The organism is Streptomyces arenae (genome assembly GCF_022343545.1).
GTDB classification, from domain to species: domain Bacteria; phylum Actinomycetota; class Actinomycetes; order Streptomycetales; family Streptomycetaceae; genus Streptomyces; species Streptomyces humi.
In genome coordinates, this window is sequence record NZ_JAKQYH010000048.1 from 50,336 (window position 1) to 73,908 (window position 23,573).

The following is a 23,573-nucleotide window of genomic DNA, read 5'->3' on the forward strand; positions in this document are numbered from 1 at the left end:
ACTGTGACGGTTTTCGCCTCCATTACGGGATGCGGACGAAATCCCCTCACCGGGGCGGGAACCAACCCGTCCGGGAACGCGTCTCCGCGGCTCAGCCCGTGTACTTGTAGGTCGTCGACGCCTGCTCGTACAGCTTGGTGACCTCGTCCCGCTCGGACTCCGGGCCGCGCACCTGGACGATGTGGTAGCGCCCGCCGATCAGGAAGACCATGTTGCGCACGAACAGGTCGCCCTGTGAGCTGTCCGTCCACGTGAACTGCCCCTCGGCGGAAACCTGCTGACCCACCGTGATGGTCCGCAGCCCGCCGGCCGTGGCCCAGCTGGAGTCCCGGTACGGCTGGAGCTCCGGCTCCTTGTCCCGCTGGTACGTCATCGGGTCGCTGCCGTAGGTCGCCGCGCTGTCCCGCCCGGCCACGACGATCAGCTCGAACTTCCCGTGCGAGTAGATCACCTGGCCGCTGCCGTTCCTCGGGGTGCGGCTCCAGCCCTTGGCGACGGCGATCCGGAAACCGTCCGGGTCGTCGCGCAGGGTGAAGCCGTCGCCGGCGGGGGCGCCGCCCGTCGAACCGGCGGTGGTCTGGGTCTCCGTGGACGGGGCCGCCGTGGGCGTGGGGGTGGGGGTCGCGCTGGGCCGGGAGCTGGGCGTGGTGCTGACCGACCCCGCCGATCCCGTCCGTTCGCCGGTATCGTCCGTGTCGGTCTTCTTCGGCAGGAACAGCATCGCGTACGCGACGGCGGCCGCCAGCAGGAGCAGGATCAGCAGAAGCAGCGTACGGCCCAGTCTCCGCGGAGACTTGGCCTCCTGCCGGGCCCGCTTGTGCCGGCCGTGCGTCGCCGGGAGCCCGGCCCTGCGCCGGCGCACCAGCTCACCGCGGCGCCGGACGATCGGCAGCCGCCGGGGGTCGGCGGGCGGGGCGGTGACGACATGCGTACCCGCGTCCGGCTCGGGTGCGGACCGCACCAGCGAGCGCAGCCAGCCGCGCAGCTCCTCGAAGTCCAGCCGCTCGGTGGGGTCCTGACGCAGCAACGACTCCACGACCGGCCGGAGCGAGCCGCACTCCTCCGCGAAGGCGGGCGGCTCCGAACACACCAGCTGCACCAGTTCGGCCGTCGACTCCTCGGGGTAGGGCGCGTGCCCCTGCACCGCGCGGAACAGCAGCGCACCGAGCGCCCACAGGTCCGTGGCCGGTCCGATCGGCGCGGCCAGCTGCCAGTTCTCGTGCACGGGCACGGCCTGTTCCGGCGCCCAGCGCTCGGTCACCGGGCCCACCACGGTCATCCGCACCTGCCGGGCCCGCTCGGCGGCCAGCGCGGTGGCGGGTCCCCGCCGTCCGGGCGCGGCGGCACCCGCCTCGCCCCACCGGGGCGCGGCGCCGGTCCCCTGCGCGGGCACGACCGCGTGCGGCTGCTTCTGAGCGCCGCCGAGCGCGCCGGGAAGCACCCCGGGAAGTTCGAGCCCGGCCCCGGCGGCAGCGGCGGACGGCAGCGCGGAACGCTCCTGCCCGGCGAGCGCCGATGACACACCGGGCTGCGTGCGCGGCGACACACCGGACTGCGGACGCGGAAACACACCGGACTGCGAGCCCGGTGACACGTCGGACTGCGGGCCTGGTGACACGCCGGGTTGCGGGCGTGGCGCGGCTCCGTGCCAGGGCGCGGGCGCGCCGCGCACTCCGTAGGGGTCGGCGATCTGACCGGGCGGCACGCCACCGGCGCCCCGCTGCTCGGCACCGGGCTCCGCCCCCTGCCCCCGCCCACCGCCGTACGGCGACTGCGACGCGCCGTGCGCCTGCCCCGGAATGTAGGGCGGCTGGGCAGCGCCGTTGGCCTGCCCCGCGGTGTACGGCGACTGCGACTCGCCGTTCGCCGGCCCCTGACCGTACGGCGGCCGGGCCGCGTCGTCGGCGTGTCCAGGACCGTACGGCGACTGGGCAGCGCCGTTGGCCTGCCCCGCGGTGTACGGCGACTGCGACTCGCCGTTCGCCGGCCCCTGACCGTACGGCGGCCGGGCCGCGTCGTCGGCGTGTCCAGGACCGTACGGCGACTGGGCAGCGCCGTTGGCCTGCCCCGCGGTGTACGGCGGCCGGGGCTCGGTGTCGGGCTGTTCGGCGCCGTACGGCAGCTGCGGTGGGTACGGCGCGGTGTCGCCGTCGGCCGGTGGCCGGGCGCCGGGCAGGGCGGCCCGGCTGTTCTGCTGGGCCTCCTGGACGCGGGCGGCGGCCCTGGCCCCCGCCTGGTACGCGGCGATCGCCCCGGCCCGGGCGGCCCTGACGTCCGCGCCGGTCTCCAACGCGCGCCGCTCCACGGCCCCCGTACCGGCGCCGCCCGACCCCTCGTCCGATCCGGCCCCCGGCAGCCCGCCGGCCGCCCGTGCCTGTATCGCGGCGCGCCGCGCGGCCTCGGGATCCACCTCCGACGCGCCGGGCGCCGTCTGCGCGCCGCCCGTACCACCGAACGCACCACCGATGCTTCCGGTGCCCCCGACAGCGAGGGCTCCCGCAGCGCCGGAACCACCCGAAACGGGCGAAGCGGGCGATACGCCGAGCGCCCCGGCGATGCCCGGGGTGCCGGAACCTTCCGCCGGTCCGGCGCGCCGCTCACCGCCGGCCTCCCCGTCGCTCTCGCCCTCGGGAAACGGCACCGGGTCGTACCCGCTCAGCGCCTCCTCCGCCGCCCCCACCGCGAGGCCGGTCAGCATCACACGGCCGTCGTCGCAGACGAGGACCGTGCGGGCGGTGATGTTGCGGTGCACCCAGCCGTGCGCGTGCAGCACCCGCAGCGCCATCAGCACGTCGGAGGCGACCTCGGCGGCCCGGTACGGCGTCAGCGGCTGCTCGGCCAGCAGCGCCGCCAGCGGCCGCGCCGCGACGAACTCGCTGACGATCCAGAGTGAACCGCCCTCGGCGAACACGTCGAAGACCTGGTCGAGGCGGGGATGGTCGGGGATCCGGGCGGCGGCCTGCGCGGCCTCCACGGCGCGGCGCACCGCCGGATCGCTGGGCCGGCGTGTCGCGGTCCGTGCCGACGGCGGACGGCGCGCGCCACGGTCACGGGCTGTGAACCCGTCGGGCAGCCCCTCCGCGTCGAGCACCTCCGCCTCGACGACCTCCGGCAACGGCACCTGCCGGACGAGCACTTCCTGCCCGCTGTAGGTGTCGAAGGCCCGGGTCTCGGTGAGTTCGTACTCGTCGGAGGGGGGCAGGGGCAGGCGGTAGCGGTCGGCGAGCACCCGACCCGCATAGTCGTCCACGTTGCCTCCCCCGGCCGTCCGGTTGGTCAAATCCGTTCGTTTCGCGGCCCGTTCTGTATGCATACCTGCATGCGTACGGTCCGCAACCACTCACGATACGTGCCGGAGGCAATTCGCATTGTGGGGATGCGAATTTGTCACTTGGGCTCGAAGGACGCCGTCAGCGTCTTCCAGGTGTCCTTGCGCAGCTCACTGCTCCAGCCGGCGGCCTTCGCGGTGTACATCAGCGCGTACCCCTGGCTCGAGCTCACGACGAACCCCCGGTCGATCGTGTGGTACTTGGTGCCGCCGTCGACGTACGTGAACTCCCAGTCGGCGGTGTTCCAGCCGCGGTAACCGACCGCGGCTATGCGGACCTTCTGGTACTGGGACCGCACCATGTAGCGCTCCTGGTTCTCCCAGTCCGCCACCGGGTTGTCCTTGGGCGTGCTCGTCCAGGCGATCAGCAGCTTCTGCCCGTCAGGGCCGGTGAACCGGTCGCCCGCTGAGCTGCTGGTCTGGAACTTCCAGCCCTTGGGCAGCCCGATCGAGTACCCCTGGCTCCCGGTGTACTTCTTCACCACCGGCGCGCCGTCGTCTTCACTGCCACTGGAGTTCGACGCCGAGGACCCGTCGTCGCTCGTCGCGTCCGAGCCGCTCCCGGTGGTCGCGGACGCCGACGAGTCGCCGTCCGTGCGGTTGCCGCCGCTGGTGTCCTCCTTGGTGGACGACCCGCTGCCGGACCCCGAACCGGAACCGCTGCTCGCGCTCGCCCCGGAGGTCGCCACCGCCTTGGAACCGCCGCTCTTGCCGCTCCCCTTGCCGCCGCCGTCGTCGCCACCGCCCAGCGTGAGGGCGAGCACGGTGCCGAGCACCGCGAGCACCACCACCACGGCGATGACCACCAGGGTGCGCTTGGGCACCACGTCGGTGAGCGGCGCCCGGGGCACCGGCCGGGGCGCCAGGTCCAGGTCCGGCGGCGGCACCACGGGCCACCCCGAACTCGGCTTCCCGGCGGCCGGCTTGGCTCCCGTAGTCCCGCCGGCGGCACCGGCCGTGCCACCGACACCCACGGAGGCCGAACCCACGACGGCCGAACGCGCGCCGCCACCGGACGCCGAACCCGGACCCGAACCGGAACCCGCCGCGGCACCCGAACCGGACCCGGAGCCGGAGCCGACACCGGTGCCGTTCCCGACGCCCGCGCCGGCCGGACCGCTCGCACCGGACACCCCGGCCGAGCCCGCCGTTCCGCTCGCCGCGGCACCCGCACCGCCACCGCTCTTCGCCTTGCTCACGGCCGAGGCGCTCGCCGCCCCCGCGGCCTTGCGGACGGAACGCAGCGCCCCGCGCAGCTTCTCCCCGGCCTCCTCACCGCGCTTGGCCGGGGTGGCCTTCTCCACCGACGGCGCGTCGGGCTGCGGGGGCAACGGCACCACCCGCGTGGCGTCCGCGGGCGCCTCCTCGGGCATGTTGATGACCGCGTTGAGCATCGCCCGCGCGCCCGCGTCGTCCAGCCGCTGGGCCGGATCCTTGGTGAGCAGACCGTAGATGACGTCCTTGAGCGGCCCGGCGTTCTTGGGCTCCTCCAACTGCTCGGTCATCACCGCGGTCAGGGTGGCGATCGCCGACCCCTTGTCGTACGGCGGGGCACCCTCGACCGCCGCGTACAGCAGACCGCCGAGCGACCACAGGTCGGCCGCCGGGCCCGGCTTGTGACCGCGGGCCCGCTCCGGGGAGATGTACGAGGGAGCGCCGACGAGCATGCCGGTGGAGGTGATGGACGGGTCGCCCTCGACCTGGGCGATACCGAAGTCGGTGAGCACCACCCGGCCGTCGTGCTCCGAGATCAGCACGTTGGACGGCTTCACGTCCCGGTGCAGGATGCCCTCCCGGTGCGCCGACCTCAGCACGTCGAGGATCGCCAGTCCGACCTCGGCCGCGCGCTTCGGGTCCAGCAGGCCGTCCTCCCGGATGACCTCGGCCAGCGACTTGCCCTCGACCAGCTCCATCACGATCCAGGGCCGGTCGTCCTCCTCGACCACGTCGAAGACCGTCACCGCGCTGTTGTTGCGGATCCGGGCGATCGCCTTGGCCTCGCGCAGGGTGCGCGTGATCAGGCGCCGCTTCTCGTCCTCGTCGATGTTCGACGGGAACCGCAGCTCCTTGACGGCCACCGTCCTGCCGAGGGTCTCGTCCTCGGCGCGCCACACGGTGCCCATGCCGCCACGGCCGAGCACTCCCCCCAGCCGGTACCGCCCGGCGAGAAGACGCTCACTGTTGTCCTGACGAGTCCCCTGACGAGAAGTGCCCGCCCGCTCCGCCTCCGACATGCGTCCCCTCATGCAACCCGCCCTGACAGAGCCTCCATTGTCCCTCACCCGACAAGTGCCCGACGCCCAGGGGGCCCCTGACCGCACATCGGGGCGGCCGACCGGAACCCCCGGTGACGAGGGCGTCACAGGGACCGGGATGATGGGCCGCGACAAGGGAGGTAGCCGGATGCCACCGCTTCGGACACTGACGGCCATACCGGTCTCTCTCGCCCTCCTGTTCGCCCCGGTGGCCACCGGTTCCGCCTCCTCGGCGGAGGCCACGGACCCGTTCCTGTCACAGTTCGTCACCGAGGGCGGAGTACCGGCCGCCGCCCTCCTCGACGTCGACGGCGACGACGTCCACTACGCGGCCGCCGGCCGGCGCATCGCCCGCGCCGACCACTTCCGCGCCGGCAGCATCACCAAGACCTTCATCGCCACCGTCGTCCTGCAACTGGCCGCGGAACACCGGCTGTCCCTGTCCGACCCCGTCGAGCGTCACCTGCCGGGGCTGCTGCGCGGCCGCGGCACCGACGGACGCCGGATCACCCTGCGCGCCCTGCTCAGCCACACCAGCGGACTCGCCGACTTCACCACGGTCACCCGGGGTGTCGTCCCCCTGACGCCGCTTCAGGCCGTACGCGTCGCACTCGCCCTCCCCCCGACCCGGCCGGGTCGCTACTCGTACTCCAGCACCGACTACGTCCTGCTCGGCATGGTGATCCATCAGGTCACCGGCGCCTCGTACGCCGCCGAGGTCCGGCGCCGCATCCTCACCCCCCTCCATCTGACGGGCACCTCCTTCCCGGGCGCCCGCACCACGCTGCCCTCCCCGCACGGCCGCGCCTACGCGACCGACGGCTCCGACGTGACCGAGCTGGACCCGCGCGTGGCCGGCGCGGCGGGTGAGCTGGTGACCACGCTCGACGACCTGGACCGCTTCTACGCGGCCCTGCTGGGCGGCGAGCTGCTGCCCCCGCGCCGGCTGCGCGAGATGCTTGACACCCGTGCCGCACATGGCGCGTACGGCCTGGGGATCTTTCCGGTGAAGCTGCCGTGCGGGATCACGGTGTGGGGACACAACGGCCGGATCCCGGGCAGCTACGTGCGGAGCGCCGCGTCGGTCGACGGCCGGCATGTCCTCACGTTCCGCGTGAACACGACGGCGGTCGCCGACCCGGACCTCGAACCCGCGTTGCTCGCGGCCCAGTTCTGCCCTCGCAATGAGTAGAACGGCCGGGGTCCGCAGGAAGATCCCGACCCCGGGTCGCTCGATCGGGTGACATCCGGCGACCCGCCACCAGGAGCGCCGGCACCCCGGCACCCCGGCACCCGGGCACCCGGGACTACAGCGGGACGATGTCCGGTGCTCCCAGTCGTGCCGCGTCCGCCGTCAGGTCGTCCGGCTGGAGTTGGGACTCGCGTTCCGCTTCCACCCGCTTCTCGTAGTGCTCGACCTCCCGCTCGATCTGGTCCTTGTCCCAGCCGAGGACCGGCGCCATCAGCTCGGCCGCCTCGCGGGCGCTGCGGGTGCCGCGGTCGAAGGTCTCGATGGAGATGCGGGTGCGGCGGGTCAGTACGTCGTCGAGGTGGCGCGCGCCCTCGTGGGAGGCCGCGTAGACGACCTCGGCGCGCAGGTAGTCGTCGGCCGCCGACAGCGGCTCACCGAGGCCGGGATCGGCGGCGACGAGGTCGAGGATCTCGTCCGCGAGCGAGCCGTACCGGTTGAGCAGGTGCTCGACCCGCACCACGTGCAGCCCGGTGCGGGCGGCGATCCGCGCCCGCGCGTTCCACATCGCCCGGTACCCCTCGGCGCCGATCAGCGGGATGTCCTCGGTGACGCACTCGGCGACCCGCATGTCGAGCCCGTGCACGGCCTCGTCGACGGCGTCCTTGGCCATCACCCGGTACGTCGTGTACTTGCCGCCCGCGACGACCACCAGGCCGGGCACCGGATGCGCGACCGTGTGTTCGCGTGACAGCTTGCTGGTGGCGTCCGACTCGCCGGCCAGCAGCGGCCGCAGACCCGCGTAGACGCCCTGGACGTCGTCACGGGTCAGCGGTACCGCCAGCACCGAGTTGACGTGGTTGAGCAGGTAGTCGATGTCGGCGCTGGAGGCGGCCGGGTGGGCCTTGTCGAGATCCCAGTCGGTGTCGGTGGTACCGATGATCCAGTGCCGGCCCCAGGGGATGACGAACAGCACCGACTTCTCGGTGCGCAGGATCAGACCGGTCGTGGAGTGGATGCGGTCCTTCGGGACGACCAGGTGGATGCCCTTGGAGGCACGCACGTGGAACTGGCCGCGCTCGCCGACCATCGCCTGGGTGTCGTCGGTCCACACACCGGTCGCGTTGACGACCTGCTGGGCACGGATCTCGTACTCCCCGCCGCCCTCCACGTCCTGCACCCGCGCCCCGACGACCCGCTCGCCCTCACGCAGGAAACCGGTCACACGCGCCCGGTTGGCGGCCTTCGCGCCGTAGGACACCGCGGTGCGCACCAGGGTCGCCACGTAGCGGGCGTCGTCCATCTGCGCGTCGTAGTACTGGATCGCGCCGACCAGCGCGTCCTTGCGCAGCGCGGGTGCGACACGCAGGGCATGACCACGCGTCAGGTGACGGTGGGCCGGCAGGCCCCGGCCGTGGCCGCGGGCCATGGACATCGTGTCGTAGAGCGCGACACCCGAACCGGCGTACAGGCGCTCCCAGCCCTGGTGCTGGAGCGGGTAGAGGAACGGCACCGGTTTGACCAGGTGCGGGGCGAGGCGTTCCAGGAGCAGGCCGCGTTCCTTCAGGGCCTCGCGAACCAGGGCGAAGTCCAGCATCTCCAGGTAGCGCAGGCCGCCGTGGATCAGCTTGCTGGACCTGCTGGAGGTGCCGGAGGCCCAGTCGCGGGCCTCCACGATGCCGGTGTTCAGGCCCCGGGTCGCCGCGTCCAGCGCGGTGCCCGCGCCGACCACTCCACCGCCCACCACCAGCACGTCCAGCTCGCGCTCGGCCATGGCCGCCAGGGACTCCGCACGCTGCTTTGGCCCCAGTGTCGCTGTCCTCACCGCTGCCTCCCGCTCTGCCGCCATCGGTCATCGCTCGTCGTCGGTCATCGGTCGCGCAGGCCGCACCCGGCAGGCGAAGCCCATGACCAGATTCTGACCGGGTTGCCCGGCTTCAGCCACCACTCACCCCCAGCCTGTGGACAACGGTCACCGAACCCACGGAAGACACACGAACACAATCCCACATAACGGTCATATTTACTCCTAGTCTGACATTGCGCTTCGCTCGTCCTGTCCACAGGGCTTGCGCACCTGTCCCGCTTCGGTTACTGGGAAGGACGGCCCACACGCCATGCCCGCAGATCTCGCCGTCATCGGACTCGGTCCCTACGGCCTGCCCCTGGCCCAGGCCGCCGTGGCCGCCGGCGTCCGCACGATCGGCTACGCCACCGGCCCCGAGGCCGGCTCACTCAGCCCGGCCGAGCTGCGCCGGATGCTCTCGGGGGGCTTCCGGACGGCCGAGGACCCGGCCGAGTTGGGGCGGGTGCGGACGGCCGTGATCTGCGCGCCGACCCCACGCGGCGCCGACGGCGGGCTCGACCTCAGCCAGGTGGAGACCGCCGCCCGCACCCTGGCCGAGCGACTGCGCCCGCACACGACGGTGATCCTGGAGTCGCCGGTCCACCCGGGGACGACGGAGGACTTCCTGCGCCCCCTGCTGGAGAAGGGCTCGGGGCTGCGCGCGGGCCGCGACTTCCATCTCGCCTACTCCCCCAGCCGGGTGGACCCCGGCAACCGCGAGTTCACCCCGGCCAACACGCCGAAGGTCATCGGCGGTCTCACACCCGCGTGCATGGAGTCGGCCGCCACGTTCTACGGGCGGCTCACCGACAAGGTGGTCCGCGCGCGCGGCCCGCGCGAGGCCGAGACCGTGCACCTCCTGGAGACCAACTTCCGGCACGTCAACATCGCCCTGGTCAACGAGATGGCCGTCCTCTGCCACGACCTGGGCGTCGACCTGTGGGACGTCATCCGCTGCGCGGAGACCAAGCCGTTCGGCTTCCAGGCCTTCCGTCCCGGTCCCGGCGTCGGCGGCCACGGCGTCGCCCAGGACATGTCCGGCCTCGCCAGCCGCGGCCTGCGCATGGTGGAACTGGCCCAGCAGGTCAACAACCGGATGCCCGGTTACGTCGTCCAGCGCGCCGCCGCCCTCCTCAACGAGCACGGCAAGTCGGCCCGCGGCGCGCGCGTGCTGCTGCTCGGCGTCACCTACAAGGCGGACCTCGCCGACCAGCAGGACACCCCCGCGCGCGAGATCGCGACCCGTCTCATGGAACTCGGCGCCTCCGTCAGCTACCACGACCCGCACATCGGGTCCTGGAGCGTCCTGGACCGCCCGGTGCCCCGCGCGGACTCCCTCTACGAGGCGGCCGCCGACGCCGACCTGACGATCCTGGTCCAGCAGCACCGCACGTACGACCTCCAAGGTCTCTCCGTGAAGGCCCAGTTGCTGCTGGACACCCGCGGGGCGACACCCACGGGGGTGGCCCACCGGCTCTGATCGGGACCGCACACCGAAAACCGCGAGGGTGTTGTCGCAGGGTCCTGTTAGTCTCCCCCCACTCACCGCACAGTCGTGCGCACGCTGCTTCGTATCAGCGCTTTCCAGTGGTCACACCAGGGGGGATTCCTGTCATGAGCCAGTCAGCTCCACCACCGCCGCAGCCGCAGTCCCAGCAGCAGCACCCACAGCCCCAGCAGCAGCCGCAGCACCCGCAGTCCCAGACACAGCCGCAGCCCCAGCCCGCCGACGGCAACCCGTTCGCCCAGTCCGGCGCCGTACCCCCGCCCTCCGTGCCGGCCGCGCCGGCCGTGCCGCCCCGGTCCAACCTGGCCGTCGGCCTGGTCGCCGCCGTCGTCGCGGCCGTCGTCGCCGCGGCGCTCTACGGCGTGATCATCGGCGTCACCAAGCACGAGATCGGGTGGGCGGCCGTGGGCGTCGGCTTCGTCATCGGCCTCGCGGCCGGCCGGCTCGGCGGCCGCAACCCGGTCCTCGCGATCACCGCGACCGTGCTGGCCCTCGGCTCGGTCTACCTCGGACAGCTCGTCGGCGAGGCGATGATCGGCGCCGACCAGCTGGGCGTGGGCTTCTCCGAGGTGTTCTTCCAGCACTTCGACGTCGTCCAGCAGGCCTGGAAGGCGGAAGCCGACCCGCTGACCTTCCTCTTCTTCGCGATCGCGGCCTGGGCGGCGTTCTCGGGAGCCCAGAAGGCGGCCCGCTGACCGGCGCGTCCGGGCATGACGGAGGGCCGGTCACCCACGCGGGGTGACCGGCCCTCCGTCCGTCTGCCGTCCGGCGGCTACCGCTTGTGCTGCGAGTCCGCCACGGTCACCTCGACGCGCTGGAACTCCTTGAGCTCGCTGTAGCCGGTGGTGGCCATCGCCCGGCGCAGGGCACCGAACAGGTTCATCGAGCCGTCGGGGGTGTGGGACGGGCCGGTGAGGATCTCCTCGAGGGTGCCGACCGTGCCGAGGTCGACCTTCTTGCCACGCGGCAGCTCCTCGTTGACGGCCTCCATGCCCCAGTGGTGGCCCTTGCCCGGACCGTCGGTCGCACGGGCCAGCGGGGAGCCCATCATCACCGAGTCGGCACCGCAGGCGATCGCCTTGGGCAGGTCGCCGGACCAGCCGACACCGCCGTCCGCGATCACGTGCACGTAGCGGCCACCGGACTCGTCCATGTAGTCGCGGCGGGCCGCGGCGACGTCCGCGACAGCGGTCGCCATCGGGACCTGGATGCCGAGCACGTTGCGCGTGGTGTGAGCGGCACCGCCGCCGAAGCCGACGAGCACACCCGCGGCACCCGTGCGCATCAGGTGCAGGGCCGCCGTGTAGGTGGCGCAGCCGCCGACGATCACCGGGACGTCGAGTTCGTAGATGAACTGCTTCAGGTTCAGCGGCTCGTGCGAGGACGAGACGTGCTCCGCGGAGACCGTCGTACCGCGGATGACGAAGATGTCCACGCCCGCGTCCACGACCGCCTTGGAGAACTGCGCGGTGCGCTGCGGGGAGAGCGCGGCCGCCGTGACCACGCCGGAGTCGCGCACCTCCTTGATGCGCGCGCCGATCAGCTCCTCCTTGATGGGGGCGGAGTAGATCTCCTGGAGACGCCGGGTGGCGGTGTCCGCGTCCAGCCCGGTGATCTCGTCGAGCAGCGGCTGCGGGTCCTCGTGCCGGGTCCACAGGCCTTCGAGGTTGAGCACCCCGAGGCCGCCGAGCTCGCCGATGCGGATCGCGGTGGCCGGGGAGACGACCGAGTCCATGGGGGCGGCCAGGAACGGCAGCTCGAAGCGGTAGGCGTCGATCTGCCAGGCGATCGAGACCTCCTTCGGGTCCCGCGTACGGCGGCTGGGGACGACGGCGATGTCGTCGAAGGCGTACGCCCGGCGGCCGCGCTTGCCGCGCCCGATCTCGATCTCAGTCACGTCTGTGGCCTTTCCCTCTGCGTTTCAGCGTCTTCCAGTATCGCCGACGGGCACGACAAGGGCGGCCCCGGTGCGTCCGGGACCGCCCTGGAAGAGAGCGTCACGCGCGCGTGCGCGTCACTTACGGCTGTAGTTCGGTGCCTCGACGGTCATCTGGATGTCGTGCGGGTGGCTCTCCTTGAGGCCCGCGGAGGTGATGCGGACGAAGCGGCCCTTGGTCTCCATCTCCTCGACGGTGGCCGCGCCCACGTAGCCCATGGTCTGGCGCAGGCCGCCGACGAGCTGGTGCAGGACGTTGGCCAGCGGGCCGCGGTAGGGCACCTGGCCCTCGATGCCCTCGGGGACGAGCTTGTCGTCGGAGGAGACCTCGGCCTGGAAGTAGCGGTCCTTCGAGTACGACCGGCCCTGGCCGCGCGACTGCATGGCGCCGAGCGAGCCCATGCCGCGGTACGACTTGAACTGCTTGCCGTTGATGAAGAGCAGCTCGCCGGGCGACTCCTCGCAGCCGGCCAGCAGGCTGCCGAGCATCACGGTGTCGGCACCGGCCGCGAGGGCCTTGCCGATGTCACCGGAGTACTGCAGGCCGCCGTCGCCGATCAGCGGGATGCCGGCCGGGCGGGCCGCGAGGGAGGCCTCGTAGATGGCCGTGACCTGCGGGACACCGATACCGGCGACGACCCGGGTCGTACAGATGGAGCCGGGGCCCACGCCGACCTTGATGCCGTCGACACCGGCGTCGATGAGGGCCTGCGCGCCGTCCCGGGTGGCGACGTTGCCGCCGATCACGTCGACGTCCACGCTCGACTTGATCTTCGCCATCCAGCTGAGGGCGTTGCTGTTGTGGCCGTGCGAGGTGTCGACGACCAGGAAGTCCACCCCGGCCGCGGCGAGCGCCTGGGCCCGCTCCAGGGCCTCGGGGCTGGCGCCCACGGCGGCGCCGACGAGGAGGCGGCCCTCGGCGTCCTTGGCGGCGTTCGGGTACTTCTCGGCCTTGACGAAGTCCTTGACGGTGATCAGGCCCTTGAGGATGCCCGCGTCGTCGACCAGCGGCAGCTTCTCGATCTTGTGCCTGCGCAGCAGCTCCATGGCCTCGACGCCGGTGGTGCCGACCTTGCCGGTGATCAGCGGCATCGGGGTCATGACCTCGCGCACCTGGCGGCTGCGGTCGGACTCGAAGGCCATGTCACGGTTGGTGACGATGCCGAGCAGCTTGCCGGCCGGGTCGGTGACGGGCACACCGCTGATGCGGAACTTCGCGCACAGCGCGTCCGCCTCGGCGAGGGTCGCCTCCGGGTGCACCGTGATGGGGTCGGTGACCATGCCGGACTCGGACCGCTTGACCAGGTCGACCTGGTTGACCTGGTCCTCGACCGAGAGGTTGCGGTGCAGCACGCCGACGCCGCCGAGCCGGGCCATCGCGATCGCCATGCGGGACTCGGTCACCTTGTCCATCGCGGCGGAGAGCAGCGGGATGTTGACCCGGACGTTGCGTGAGATGCGGGACGAGGTGTCGACCGCGTTGGGGAGCACCTCGGATGCACCCGGCAGCAGCAGCACGTCGTCGTAGGTCAGCCCGAGTGTCGCGAATTTGTCGGGCACTCCGTCGACGTTTGCAGTCATGACACCTTCCCCAAATGGCCTTGAACGGTGCGGATGTCCATGCTAACGGGAACCAGAGGCCCCGAATTCCACGGTACGACCCGGCTCCGGGCTTCGTATGTTCGTACGGAAACGGGCGGGGGGCTGTTCATCGCGGGTGGCTGACCCCGTTCGGCCGCTGCCGCCAACTGTCTCGGCCGCTGCCGCCTACTGTCTCGGCCGCTGCCCGTCTGCTGTCCCGGTCGCTGCCGGGGTCACTGTTCGGCGAGCGCCCGCAGTCGGCTCAGCGCCCGGTGCTGGGCGACCCGGACCGCGCCCGGTGACATTCCCAACATCTGACCCGTCTCCTCCGCCGTGAGGCCCACGGCGATACGCAGCAGCAACAGCTCGCGCTGGTTCTCGGGCAGGTTGGCCAGGAGTTTCTTGGCCCATTCGGCGTCACTGCTGAGCAGCGCGCGCTCCTCGGGGCCGAGGGAGTCGTCGGGCCGCTCGGGCATCTCGTCGGACGGGACGGCCGTGGAGCCGGGGTGGCGCATCGCGGCCCGCTGGAGGTCCGCGACCTTGTGGGAGGCGATGGCGAAGACGAAGGCCTCGAAGGGGCGGCCGGTGTCGCGGTAGCGGGGCAGGGCGAGGAGGACCGCCACGCAGACTTCCTGGGCGAGGTCCTCGACGAAGTGCCGGGCGTCCCCCGGCAGGCGGGACAGCCGGGTGCGGCAGTAACGCAGCGCGAGGGGGTGGACATGGGCGAGCAGGTCGTGCGTGGCCTGCTCGTCCCCGTCTACGGCGCGGTGGACGAGAGCACCGATCGTCCCCATGGCAGTGACTGCCTCGTCCTCGCGCATCGGTCCATGGTGCCCTGCTGCCGTCGGCTGGGTGGCACCGCGTCCGTCGTTGTGCACCGAAGCGTTATGAGCAGGTGCGCCGGAACTCATCTCCTGCGCCCTCCCCTTCCGCTCGAACGACTCGTCCCCGAGAGACTCCACACCTCAAGGATGCGGCATCCGCGCCGAAACGAGCAGCGGCACTGCGCCGATCCGTCTTGCGGACCCCGCCCACCATGCGGTAGGCGGGGGCGTCCGGCCGGTGCGCGGTCCCGCTGCGGCGCAGCTCACCGCCGGGTCAACGGACCAGTCCCCAGCGGAACCCGAGGGCCACCGCGTGGGCGCGGTCGGAGGCGCCGAGCTTCTTGAACAGGCGCCGGGCGTGCGTCTTGACGGTGTCCTCGGAGAGGAACAGCTCGCGGCCGATCTCGGCGTTGGAGCGGCCGTGGCTCATGCCCTCCAGGACCTGGATCTCGCGCGCGGTGAGGGTGGGCGCGGCGCCCATCTCGGCCGAGCGCAGACGCCGGGGCGCCAGTCGCCAGGTGGGGTCGGCGAGCGCCTGTGTGACGGTCGCGCGCAGTTCGGCGCGCGAGGCGTCCTTGTGCAGGTAGCCGCGGGCGCCGGCGGCGACGGCCAGGGCCACGCCGTCCAGGTCCTCGGCGACCGTGAGCATGATGATGCGCGCGCCGGGGTCGGCCGACAGCAGCCGGCGTACGGTCTCGACGCCCCCCAGTCCGGGCATGCGCACGTCCATCAGAATCAGGTCGGAGCGGTCGGCACCCCAGCGGCGGAGGACTTCCTCGCCGTTGGCAGCCGTCGTCACGCGCTCGACGCCGGGCACGGTCGCGACCGCGCGGCGCAGCGCCTCTCGGGCAAGCGGGGAGTCGTCGCAGACGAGGACGGATGTCATGACCGCCCTCCGCAGCTGATGCGCGTCACCTTGAGCCTCCAGGCTGGTACGGAATCGTCACCTGTGCGGTCGAACGTCTCGGACGCCTGCCCGAGCGCTTGTTGCTTCAACCGCCACCGCACTCTCAACGACGGTCACTCGAAAGAGTTACGGGGCTGCATGCCGTCTTCGGCACTCTACGTGAGGGCGCGGACACGGTGCAGACATGGACGTCAGACCCTCAACTTTTCATCACAACCAATGCCCCATTTAGACCTTTTTCTTCCTGTTTCACAGTGTCTGGAGCTAGATTGCCAATGAGTCATATTTTCATCTCTCTAGACCGGAGATGTACGGTCGTTGGCACCGTATCCGCCCAGAACGGCTACAAGGGGTCACGTAATGGCAGATTTCTCCCGCCTTCCCGGACCGAACGCGGACCTGTGGGACTGGCAGCTCCTGGCTGCCTGCCGTGGGGTCGACAGCTCGCTCTTCTTCCATCCCGAGGGCGAGCGCGGGGCGGCTCGGAGTGCCCGTGAGAACTCGGCCAAGGAGGTCTGCATGAGGTGCCCGGTCCGCGCGGAGTGCGCGGCGCACGCGCTGGCGGTCCGTGAACCGTACGGCGTGTGGGGCGGCCTGACCGAGGACGAGCGCGAAGAGCTCATGGGGCGGGCGCGCAACAGGCTGGTGTCGGCGTCGACGACCAGCGGCGACCCCGCCTCCGACACATGAAAGAACGTTTCTTCAATCTTTTGACGATCCTTCTCCGACCACCGGGCACGCGCGCGTGCCCGGCAGTTTGCGTGCCGCCCGTCACGCCCGCCGGGCCGCCCGGCTCAGTTGTTCCAGCGTCGCCGCCACCGCCGGCACCTGTTCCAGGTCGGGCAGGGTGAGGGCGACGATCTCCCGCCGCACCGCCGGCTCCAGGGCCACCGTGCGCACACCCCTCGGACGTACCGACTCGATCGCCAGCTGAGGCAGCGCCGCCACGCCCAGGCCCGCGCCCACCAGGCCGACCACGGCCGGGTAGTCGTCGGTGGCGAAGTCGATGCGGGGTGTGAAGCCCGCGCTCTCGCAGGCCTGGACGAGCTGCCCCCGGCAGCGCGGGCAGCCCGCGATCCAGGGCTCGTCGGCCAGCTCCCCGAGGGCGACGGACTCGGCGTGGGCCAGCCGGTGCCGCTCGGGCACCAGGCCCACGAGACGGTCCGCGAGCAGCGGCCGCACCACCAGGTCCGCCCACTCCTCGGCGCCGCCCGCGTCCGCCGCCCCCTCGTAGCGGAAGGCGAGCGCGATGTCGCAGTCGCCCGCGCGCAGCAGGTCCACCGAGGCCGGGGGCTCGGCCTCCTCCAGGGAGACGCGGGTGCCCGGGTGGGCGGCGCGCAGGGCGGCGAGGGCGGTGGGGACCAGCGTGGAGCTGCCGCTCGGGAAGGAGACCAGCCGGACCCGGCCGGCCCGCAGGCCGGCGATCGCGGCGACCTCCTCCTCGGCGGCGGTGAGTCCGGCGAGGATCCCGGAGGCGTGCCGCACCAGCGCCTCACCGGCCTGGGTCAGGCGCATCTCACGGCCGTTGCGCACCAGCAGCGGGGTGCCCACGGAGGCCTCCAGGGCCTTCATCTGCTGACTGACGGCAGGCTGGGTGCAGCCCAGCTCCCGCCCCGCCGCCGAGAACGAACCGGTGGCGGCGACGGCGCGCAGGACCCGGAGATGACGTGCTTCGATCACCCTTAGATCATAAGGCGGACTTGGATACGGCATCCGATAATGCGTCGACGCTTTGGGGGGTGGTCCCTTACGGTCGGAGCATGCAGCTTCTCTCGGTGAACCTCGGCCGCCCGACCCCGTCCCCCCACACGGACCAGGTGGACGGCGTGACCGGCATCGACAAGCAGCCCGTGCACGGGCCGGTGCGGGTGGCGGCCCCCGGGCCTAAGGGCGTCGCGGGCAGCGGTCTGGCCGGGGACGCGGTGTGCGAGCTGCGCCATCACGGCGGCGACGACCAGGCGGTGTACGCGTTCGCGCGCGAGGACCTCGACGACTGGGAGAAGGAACTCGGCCGCACCCTGCGCAACGGCTCCTTCGGCGAGAACCTCACGACAAACGGGCTGAACGTGTCCGGCGCGCTGATCGGCGAGCGCTGGCGGATCGGTTCCGAGGTCGTACTGGAGGTCACCTCCGGGCGCATCCCGTGCCGCACCTTCCAGGGCCATCTGGGCGAACGGGGATGGGTGAAGAGGTTCACGCGGAAGGGTGCGACCGGTGCCTACCTCCGGGTGATCGAACCGGGCGAGATACGGACCGGCGACCCGATCGAGATCGTGCATCTGCCGGAGCACGGGGTGACGGCCGCGATGGAGTTCCGGGCCACCACCACCGAGCGGGAGCTGCTGCCGCGGCTGCTCGCGGCGGGCGCGGCCCTGCACCCGGAGGCGCTGGCGCAGGCGCGCAAGTACGTGGCGGCGCAGGCAGGCTGAGCGGCCGTCGCGCCGGGCGTCTTCACCGGCGCTTCATCCTTCGGGAGAGCTGGTGCGCACAGCGGACCCGGGCGGTCCGGGTAACTACCCTTGGGCCATGACAACGGCTCTGATTACGGGATCGACCGCGGGGATCGGTGCCGCGTTCGCGCGGCGGCTGGCGGCGGACGGGCACAACCTCGTCCTGGTGGCGCGGGACACCAAACGGCTGCGCGAACAGGCGACCGAACTGCACGACCGGCACGGCATCGAGGCGGAGGTGCTCACCGCCGACCTCGCCGAGGACGCCGGCATCGATTCGGTCGCCGCCCGTCTCGGTGACCGCAGGAACCCCGTCGACCTGCTGATCAACAACGCGGGCTTCGGCAACAAGGGCCGCTATCTGGATGTCTCCATGGCCGACGAGCTGCGCATGCTCAAGGTGCACTGCGAGGCGGTGCTGCGGCTGACGTCGGCGGCGGCCGAGGCGATGCGGGAGCGCGGGCGCGGCGGCGTCGTGAACGTGGCGTCGGTGGCGGCGTTCGTGCCGCGCGGTACGTACGGCGCCTCGAAGGCGTGGGTCGTGCAGTTCACCCAGGGCGCGGCGCGCGATCTGGCGGGGAGCGGGGTGCGTCTGATGGCGCTGGCGCCCGGGTTCGTCCGGACCGAGTTCCACGAGCGGGCCGGGATGGGCACCGACAACATCCCCGGCTGGATGTGGCTGGACGCCGACAAACTGGTCGCGGCGGCCCTCGCCGACCTGGCCCGCGGCCGGACGCTGTCGGTCCCGGACCCGCGCTACAAGGTGCTGACGGGCCTGGCGAAGCTGGCCCCGCGCAATCTGGTGGGCGGCATCAGCTCGCGGACGGGGCGCAAGTACGGGCCGCAGTAGGAGCGCCGCCCGGGCCGGTGGGAAAATGGGCGTGACGGTACCGGACCCAGGGGGGCCGGAGGCTGCGGTATGACGTTCATGCAGGTCATCGAGTGCAGGACCAGCCGGTTCGAGGAGCTGGACCGGCTGATGGACCGATGGGTCGAGCAGACCAAGGGGAAACGGACGGCGACGCACGCGGTGGTCGGCATGGACCGCTCCGACGCGGAGCACGTCGTCGAGATCGTGGAGTTCCCGTCGTACGAGGAGGCGATGCGGAACTCACGGCTCCCGGAGACCGACAGGGTCTTCCACGAGATGCTGGCGCTCTGCGACCAGATGCCGAAGTTCACCGATCTGGACGTGGTGCGCGACGAGCGGATGTACGCGGACACCGCGCGGCGGTTCTTCGAGACGGTCGCCGCGTCCGGCCCGCTGGCCCCGCTGGACGGCCTGGTGGCCGAGAGCTACCACGGTCATGATCCGGCCGACGACCAGGACACCATCGGCATGGACGCGCTGCGGCGCGAGCTCGGCATGTGGCGGAACGCCTTCGACTTCACGTTCCTGATCGAGGACCAGATCACCCAGGAGGACCGGGTGTGCAGCCGGTGGATCTGGACGGGGGTGCAGAAGGGCGAGTTCCTGGGGCTGCCGAACGCGGGACGGCAGGTCAGCATGACCGGCACCACCGTGCACCGCTTCGACGACAGCGGGAAGATCGCCGAGGGCTGGTGGCAGTACGACCGGCTCGGGCTGATGGGCCGGCTCGGAGCACTGGACGCGCTGGAGAACTGAGACCACAGTGAAAGCCCGCGAGGGGCGAAGCCCCCGCTCCCGGCGGACGACCGGGAACGGGGGCTTCGTGCAGCGTCGGAACGGTGCTCAGTGGGCGTGGCCGTGGGAGTGGCCGGCCGCCGCGGGCTCCTCCTCTTCCTTCTTCTCGACGACCAGGGTCTCGGTCGTGAGGAGCAGGGAGGCGATGGAGGCGGCGTTCTCCAGGGCGGAGCGGGTGACCTTGACCGGGTCGATGACGCCGGCCTTGACCAGGTCGCCGTACTCGCCGGTGGCGGCGTTGAAGCCCTGGCCCTTCTCGAGCTCGGCGACCTTGGAGGTGATGACGTAACCCTCGAGGCCGGCGTTCTCGGCGATCCAGCGCAGCGGCTCGACGACGGCCCGGCGGACGACGGCCACACCGGTCGCCTCGTCGCCGGTCTTGCCGAGGCCGTCCTCCAGCACCTTCGCGGCGTGGACGAGCGCGGAGCCACCACCGGAGACGATGCCCTCCTCGACCGCGGCGCGGGTCGCGGAGATGGCGTCCTCCAGACGGTGCTTCTTCTCCTTCAGCTCCACCTCGGTGGCGGCGCCGACCTTGATCACGCACACGCCGCCGGCCAGCTTCGCGAGGCGCTCCTGGAGCTTCTCGCGGTCCCAGTCGGAGTCGGTGTTCTCGATCTCGGCCTTGATCTGGGCGACGCGGCCGGTGACGTCCGCGGAGTTGCCGGCACCGTCGACGACCGTGGTGTCGTCCTTGGTGACGGTGACGCGGCGGGCGGAGCCGAGCACGTCCAGGCCGACCTGGTCGAGCTTGAGGCCGACCTCCTCGGAGATGACCGTGGCGCCGGTGAGGATCGCCAGGTCCTGCAGCATCGCCTTGCGGCGGTCACCGAAGCCGGGGGCCTTGACCGCGACCGCGTTGAAGGTGCCGCGGATCTTGTTCACCACGAGGGTGGACAGGGCCTCGCCGTCCACGTCCTCGGCGATGATCAGCAGCGGCTTCGAGGCGTTGGCCTGGATGACCTTCTCGAGCAGCGGCAGCAGGTCCGCGATCGAGGAGACCTTGCCCTGGTTGATGAGGATGTAGGGGTCCTCGAGGACCGCCTCCATGCGCTCCTGGTCCGTCACGAAGTACGGCGACAGGTAGCCCTTGTCGAAGGCCATGCCCTCGGTGAAGTCCAGCTCCAGACCGAAGGTGTTGGACTCCTCGACGGTGATGACACCGTCCTTGCCGACCTTGTCCATCGCCTCGGCGATGAGCTCGCCGACCTGCTGGTCCTGGGCGGACAGCGCGGCGACGGCGGCGATGTCGGACTTCTCGTCGATCGGGCGGGCCGTCGCGAGCAGGTCCTCGGAGACGGCGGCGACGGCGGCGTCGATGCCCTTCTTCAGGGCGGCCGGGGAGGCACCCGCGGCGACGTTCTTCAGGCCCTCGCGGACCAGCGCCTGGGCCAGCACGGTGGCGGTGGTCGTACCGTCACCCGCGATGTCGTTGGTCTTGGTCGCCACCTCCTTCACCAGCTGCGCGCCGAGGTTCTCGTACGGGTCCTCGATCTCGACCTCGCGGGCGATCGTGACACCGTCGTTGGTGATGGTGGGGGCGCCGAACTTCTTGTCGATGACGACGTTGCGGCCCTTGGGGCCGATCGTCACCTTCACCGTGTCGGCAAGCTTGTTGACGCCGCGCTCAAGGGCGCGACGGGCGTCCTCGTCGAACTTCAGGATCTTCGCCATGGGAGCGGTTCAGCCCTCTCGGAAAGCTTGAAAGAAACGAACTGCGCCCCCGGCGCCCGGCTACACAAAGTCGCGGGGCCAGGGGCGCAGTCCACTGCAGAACTGGGTGAATTACTTCTCGATGATCGCGAGCACGTCGCGAGCCGAGAGGACGAGGTACTCGTCGCCGTTGTACTTCACCTCGGTGCCGCCGTACTTGCTGTAGAGCACGACGTCGCCGACCTTGACGTCGAGCGGCAGGCGCTCGCCGTTCTCGAAACGGCCCGGGCCCACGGCGAGGACGGCGCCCTCCTGGGGCTTCTCCTTCGCGGTGTCCGGGATGACCAGGCCGGAGGCCGTGGTCTGCTCGGCGTCGAGCGGCTGGACCACGATGCGGTCCTCAAGCGGCTTGATGGCAACCTTGGAGCTGGCGGTCGTCACGATCCGACCTCCCCCTTCGGAGATCTCACGGGGTTAACTGTCTGAGGTGGCGACCAGGTGGATCCGTCGTCGCGGGTGCCGGACCTGCCCGTCGCGTTGTTGGCACTCTCATCTGCCGAGTGCCAGAGCCGAGACTATGACCGCGATTAGCACTCGGTCAAGCGGAGTGCCAATTACGTGCGGCGCGGCGCGCGAAATGACCGTCGTGCCCGCTCAGAGATAGTCCTCGAGCCGCCCCACCGTGAGGCCGCTCGCCTGGACCCGGCGCAGCAGCCGGGCCGTGCGCTCTCTCAGGGTCGGGCCCATGGCCTCGTCGGGGCCCACCAGGATGATGTCGCCGGGCCGGAGCTGCTTGTCCCGGCTCCGGTAGGTGATGCCGTCCGGGGTCATGGCCGCCCGCCACAGCACCACCGCCGTGACCCCGCAGTCGGCCGCGGCCCGCAGGGTGGTGGTGTCGTAGGTGCCGTAGGGCGGGCGGAAGAGGCGGGGGCGGATGCCGAAGCGGGACTTCAGCTTCTCCTGCTGGCCGCAGATCTCGGCACGCTGGCCGGCGTAGGGCAGGCCGGGCATGGCGGGGTGGTCGAGGGTGTGGTTCTGGACGCTGGCGCCGACCGACTGGAGGCGGGCGAAGTGGCCGTAGCCGGGGCCGACCACGCTGTCCGTGAGGAACAGGCTGACCGGGAGGCGCAGTTCGCGGACCATGTCCACGAAGCGGGGGTCCTTCTCGGCTCCGTCGTCGTAGGTGAGGAACACCACCCGGTCGGCGGTGGCGACACGGTCGACGACCGGGGGCAGGGCCGCCCGGAGGGCGAGCGGACGGGACGGGGGGTGCGGCGGGTGTGGGGCCGGGGACAGCGGGGCGCTCAGGCCCCAGCGGCGGTACGGCTGGGGGCCGGCCGGGCCGTGCGGCCGTACCCGGTCGGCCGCCTTCATGCCGAGCCGCTCGATGGGGTCGACGGACGGGGCGCAGGCCGACAGGAGGAGGGCGGCGGTCAGCAACGCGGCCGTCGCCCCCGGTCGGCTCACAGGTAGTCCTCCAGGCGCGCCACCGCGTAGCCGTCGCGGGTGACCTTGTTCAGGAAGCGCCGCATGTCGTCGACCATGGTGCCGTCCCAGTCGTCCCGGCCCCGGAAGTGGGTGAGCACGATGTCGCCGGGGTGCAGGCTGCGGTCCCAGTCGCGGTACTCCCAGTGGTCGACGAACACCTCCTCGTCCCAGATCGGCGCGTACTTGATGCCACAGGCCTTGGCGGCGCGCAGGGTGTCGCCGTTGTAGTTGCCGTAGGGCGGCCGGAAGACCGTCGGCGCCCGGCCGAACTGCTTCTCCATGATCGACTGCATGCCGCAGATCTCGTGCTTCTGCTCCTCGTAGGACAGACCCGGCAGGTAGGGGTGGGTCAGGGTGTGGTTGTTGAGGGTGTGGCCCTCGGCCTGCATCCTGCGGAAGAAGCCGTAGTCGTCCTTGACCAGGTAGTTGCTGAGGAACGCCGAGTAGGGGATCTTCAGCTCGTTCATCATCCGCAGAAAGGCCGGGTCCTTGTTCGCGCCGTCGTCGATGGTGAGGAAGACGACCTTCTGCCGGGTCGGGATCGTGGTGAAGACCGGCGGCAGGTCGTCCTCCACCTGCCCGTCCACCTCGAACCCGTCGCGAGCGGTGATCCGCGGCTTGCGCTTCGGCGGGGCCGGGGGCCGCAGCGGGACCGCGTCAAGGCCCCAGCGCCGGGCGGCGGCGACCAGGGCGGCATGGGAGTCGGGGGCGGGGGCCGCCGCCCGGTGGGCCTGCTGGCCGGCGGCGGGGCGGACGTCGGGCCCCTCCCCCGGTCCGGCGCAGCCGCACACGACGGCACCGGCGGAGAGAGCGAGCACCGAGAGCAGCACTCCGCTCCTCCGCACCCCGCCCCTCTTGGACCTGTTTTTGTCATTTTGTACGACTGCTCGCATGGCGTCGGATCTTTCCAGGCCCCCGCCCGGAACCGGGGCAGACACCTCCG

At 71.7% G+C, this 23,573-nt stretch carries 19 protein-coding genes; 7 read left to right on the plus strand and 12 right to left on the minus strand.

Translation table 11 applies throughout. The features are described 5' to 3' along the window. Window positions 1–91: 91 nt before the first annotated feature. Both MB828_RS21450 and MB828_RS21455 read right to left on the minus strand, forming a co-directional pair. On the minus strand, window positions 92–3,250 hold the full coding sequence (locus MB828_RS21450) for a protein kinase (protein WP_301649610.1): 3,159 nt from the start codon (window positions 3,248–3,250) through the stop codon (window positions 92–94). Window positions 3,251–3,387: 137 nt separating this feature from the next. Continuing rightward, the gene (locus tag MB828_RS21455) at window positions 3,388–5,562 is read right to left on the minus strand and encodes a serine/threonine-protein kinase (protein ID WP_301649637.1); all 2,175 of its coding nucleotides are present in this window, start codon (window positions 5,560–5,562) and stop codon (window positions 3,388–3,390) included. Between the two features lie 169 nt (window positions 5,563–5,731). Here MB828_RS21455 and MB828_RS21460 point away from each other — a divergent pair, with 169 nt between their 5' ends. Next, the gene (locus MB828_RS21460; protein ID WP_301649611.1) at window positions 5,732–6,775 is read left to right on the plus strand and encodes a serine hydrolase domain-containing protein; all 1,044 of its coding nucleotides are present in this window, start codon (window positions 5,732–5,734) and stop codon (window positions 6,773–6,775) included. 115 nt (window positions 6,776–6,890) lie between these two features. On the opposite strand, the gene MB828_RS21465 is transcribed toward MB828_RS21460, so the two are convergent. Then, a complete protein-coding gene (locus MB828_RS21465; RefSeq protein ID WP_133028816.1) occupies window positions 6,891–8,597 on the minus strand; it encodes a glycerol-3-phosphate dehydrogenase/oxidase in 1,707 nt (568 codons plus the stop codon). A gap of 292 nt (window positions 8,598–8,889) precedes the next feature. Between MB828_RS21465 and MB828_RS21470 the strand changes: the two genes are divergently transcribed. After that, window positions 8,890–10,098 carry a nucleotide sugar dehydrogenase gene (locus MB828_RS21470; RefSeq protein WP_133028815.1) on the plus strand — a complete coding sequence of 403 codons (1,209 nt, stop codon included), beginning with the start codon at window positions 8,890–8,892 and terminating at the stop codon, window positions 10,096–10,098. A 134-nt stretch (window positions 10,099–10,232) separates the two neighbouring features. Then, on the plus strand, window positions 10,233–10,820 hold the full coding sequence (locus MB828_RS21475) for a hypothetical protein (protein WP_301649612.1): 588 nt from the start codon (window positions 10,233–10,235) through the stop codon (window positions 10,818–10,820). A gap of 77 nt (window positions 10,821–10,897) precedes the next feature. On the opposite strand, the gene MB828_RS21480 is transcribed toward MB828_RS21475, so the two are convergent. The 4 genes from MB828_RS21480 to MB828_RS21495 form a co-directional block, all read right to left on the minus strand. Next, window positions 10,898–12,022 (minus strand): GuaB3 family IMP dehydrogenase-related protein, encoded by a 1,125-nt coding sequence (locus MB828_RS21480; RefSeq protein WP_046733112.1) that lies wholly within the window; start codon window positions 12,020–12,022, stop codon window positions 10,898–10,900. Between the two features lie 117 nt (window positions 12,023–12,139). After that, complete coding sequence (guaB, locus tag MB828_RS21485; protein ID WP_301649613.1) at window positions 12,140–13,642, minus strand: IMP dehydrogenase; 1,503 nt, start codon at window positions 13,640–13,642, stop codon at window positions 12,140–12,142. Window positions 13,643–13,875: 233 nt separating this feature from the next. Beyond that, window positions 13,876–14,436 carry a sigma-70 family RNA polymerase sigma factor gene (locus tag MB828_RS21490; RefSeq protein WP_420855474.1) on the minus strand — a complete coding sequence of 187 codons (561 nt, stop codon included), beginning with the start codon at window positions 14,434–14,436 and terminating at the stop codon, window positions 13,876–13,878. 304 nt (window positions 14,437–14,740) lie between these two features. Next, window positions 14,741–15,352, minus strand: a complete 612-nt coding sequence (locus MB828_RS21495; RefSeq protein ID WP_003948568.1) for a response regulator transcription factor — start codon at window positions 15,350–15,352, stop codon at window positions 14,741–14,743. Window positions 15,353–15,733: 381 nt separating this feature from the next. On the opposite strand from MB828_RS21495, the gene MB828_RS21500 reads away from it, so the two are divergent. Further along, on the plus strand, window positions 15,734–16,063 hold the full coding sequence (locus MB828_RS21500) for a WhiB family transcriptional regulator (RefSeq protein WP_133028812.1): 330 nt from the start codon (window positions 15,734–15,736) through the stop codon (window positions 16,061–16,063). An 81-nt stretch (window positions 16,064–16,144) separates the two neighbouring features. On the opposite strand, the gene MB828_RS21505 is transcribed toward MB828_RS21500, so the two are convergent. Beyond that, window positions 16,145–17,053, minus strand: coding sequence for a LysR family transcriptional regulator (locus tag MB828_RS21505; RefSeq protein WP_301649614.1), 909 nt, complete (start codon window positions 17,051–17,053; stop codon window positions 16,145–16,147). An 80-nt stretch (window positions 17,054–17,133) separates the two neighbouring features. On the opposite strand from MB828_RS21505, the gene MB828_RS21510 reads away from it, so the two are divergent. The 3 genes from MB828_RS21510 to MB828_RS21520 all read left to right on the plus strand — a co-directional run bounded on the left by MB828_RS21510 (window position 17,134) and on the right by MB828_RS21520 (window position 19,450). Then, window positions 17,134–17,802, plus strand: a complete 669-nt coding sequence (locus tag MB828_RS21510) for an MOSC domain-containing protein (RefSeq protein WP_133028810.1) — start codon at window positions 17,134–17,136, stop codon at window positions 17,800–17,802. Window positions 17,803–17,899: 97 nt separating this feature from the next. Beyond that, complete coding sequence (locus MB828_RS21515) at window positions 17,900–18,673, plus strand: SDR family NAD(P)-dependent oxidoreductase (protein WP_301649615.1); 774 nt, start codon at window positions 17,900–17,902, stop codon at window positions 18,671–18,673. A 69-nt stretch (window positions 18,674–18,742) separates the two neighbouring features. Next, entirely contained in the window at window positions 18,743–19,450 is a 708-nt protein-coding gene (locus MB828_RS21520) for an ester cyclase (protein ID WP_301649616.1), read from the plus strand. Window positions 19,451–19,537: 87 nt separating this feature from the next. Here the strand turns inward: MB828_RS21520 and groL are convergent, their stop codons facing one another. The 4 genes from groL to MB828_RS21540 all read right to left on the minus strand — a co-directional run bounded on the left by groL (window position 19,538) and on the right by MB828_RS21540 (window position 23,523). Continuing rightward, window positions 19,538–21,163, minus strand: a complete 1,626-nt coding sequence (gene groL, locus MB828_RS21525) for a chaperonin GroEL (protein ID WP_301649617.1) — start codon at window positions 21,161–21,163, stop codon at window positions 19,538–19,540. 111 nt (window positions 21,164–21,274) lie between these two features. After that, on the minus strand, window positions 21,275–21,583 hold the full coding sequence (groES, locus tag MB828_RS21530; protein ID WP_004955293.1) for a co-chaperone GroES: 309 nt from the start codon (window positions 21,581–21,583) through the stop codon (window positions 21,275–21,277). Window positions 21,584–21,796: 213 nt separating this feature from the next. Further along, window positions 21,797–22,609, minus strand: a complete 813-nt coding sequence (locus tag MB828_RS21535) for a polysaccharide deacetylase family protein (RefSeq protein ID WP_430381409.1) — start codon at window positions 22,607–22,609, stop codon at window positions 21,797–21,799. Then, window positions 22,606–23,523 (minus strand): polysaccharide deacetylase family protein, encoded by a 918-nt coding sequence (locus MB828_RS21540; RefSeq protein WP_301649618.1) that lies wholly within the window; start codon window positions 23,521–23,523, stop codon window positions 22,606–22,608. Before MB828_RS21540 ends, MB828_RS21535 begins: the two co-directional genes overlap by 4 nt. Window positions 23,524–23,573 lie beyond the last annotated feature (50 nt).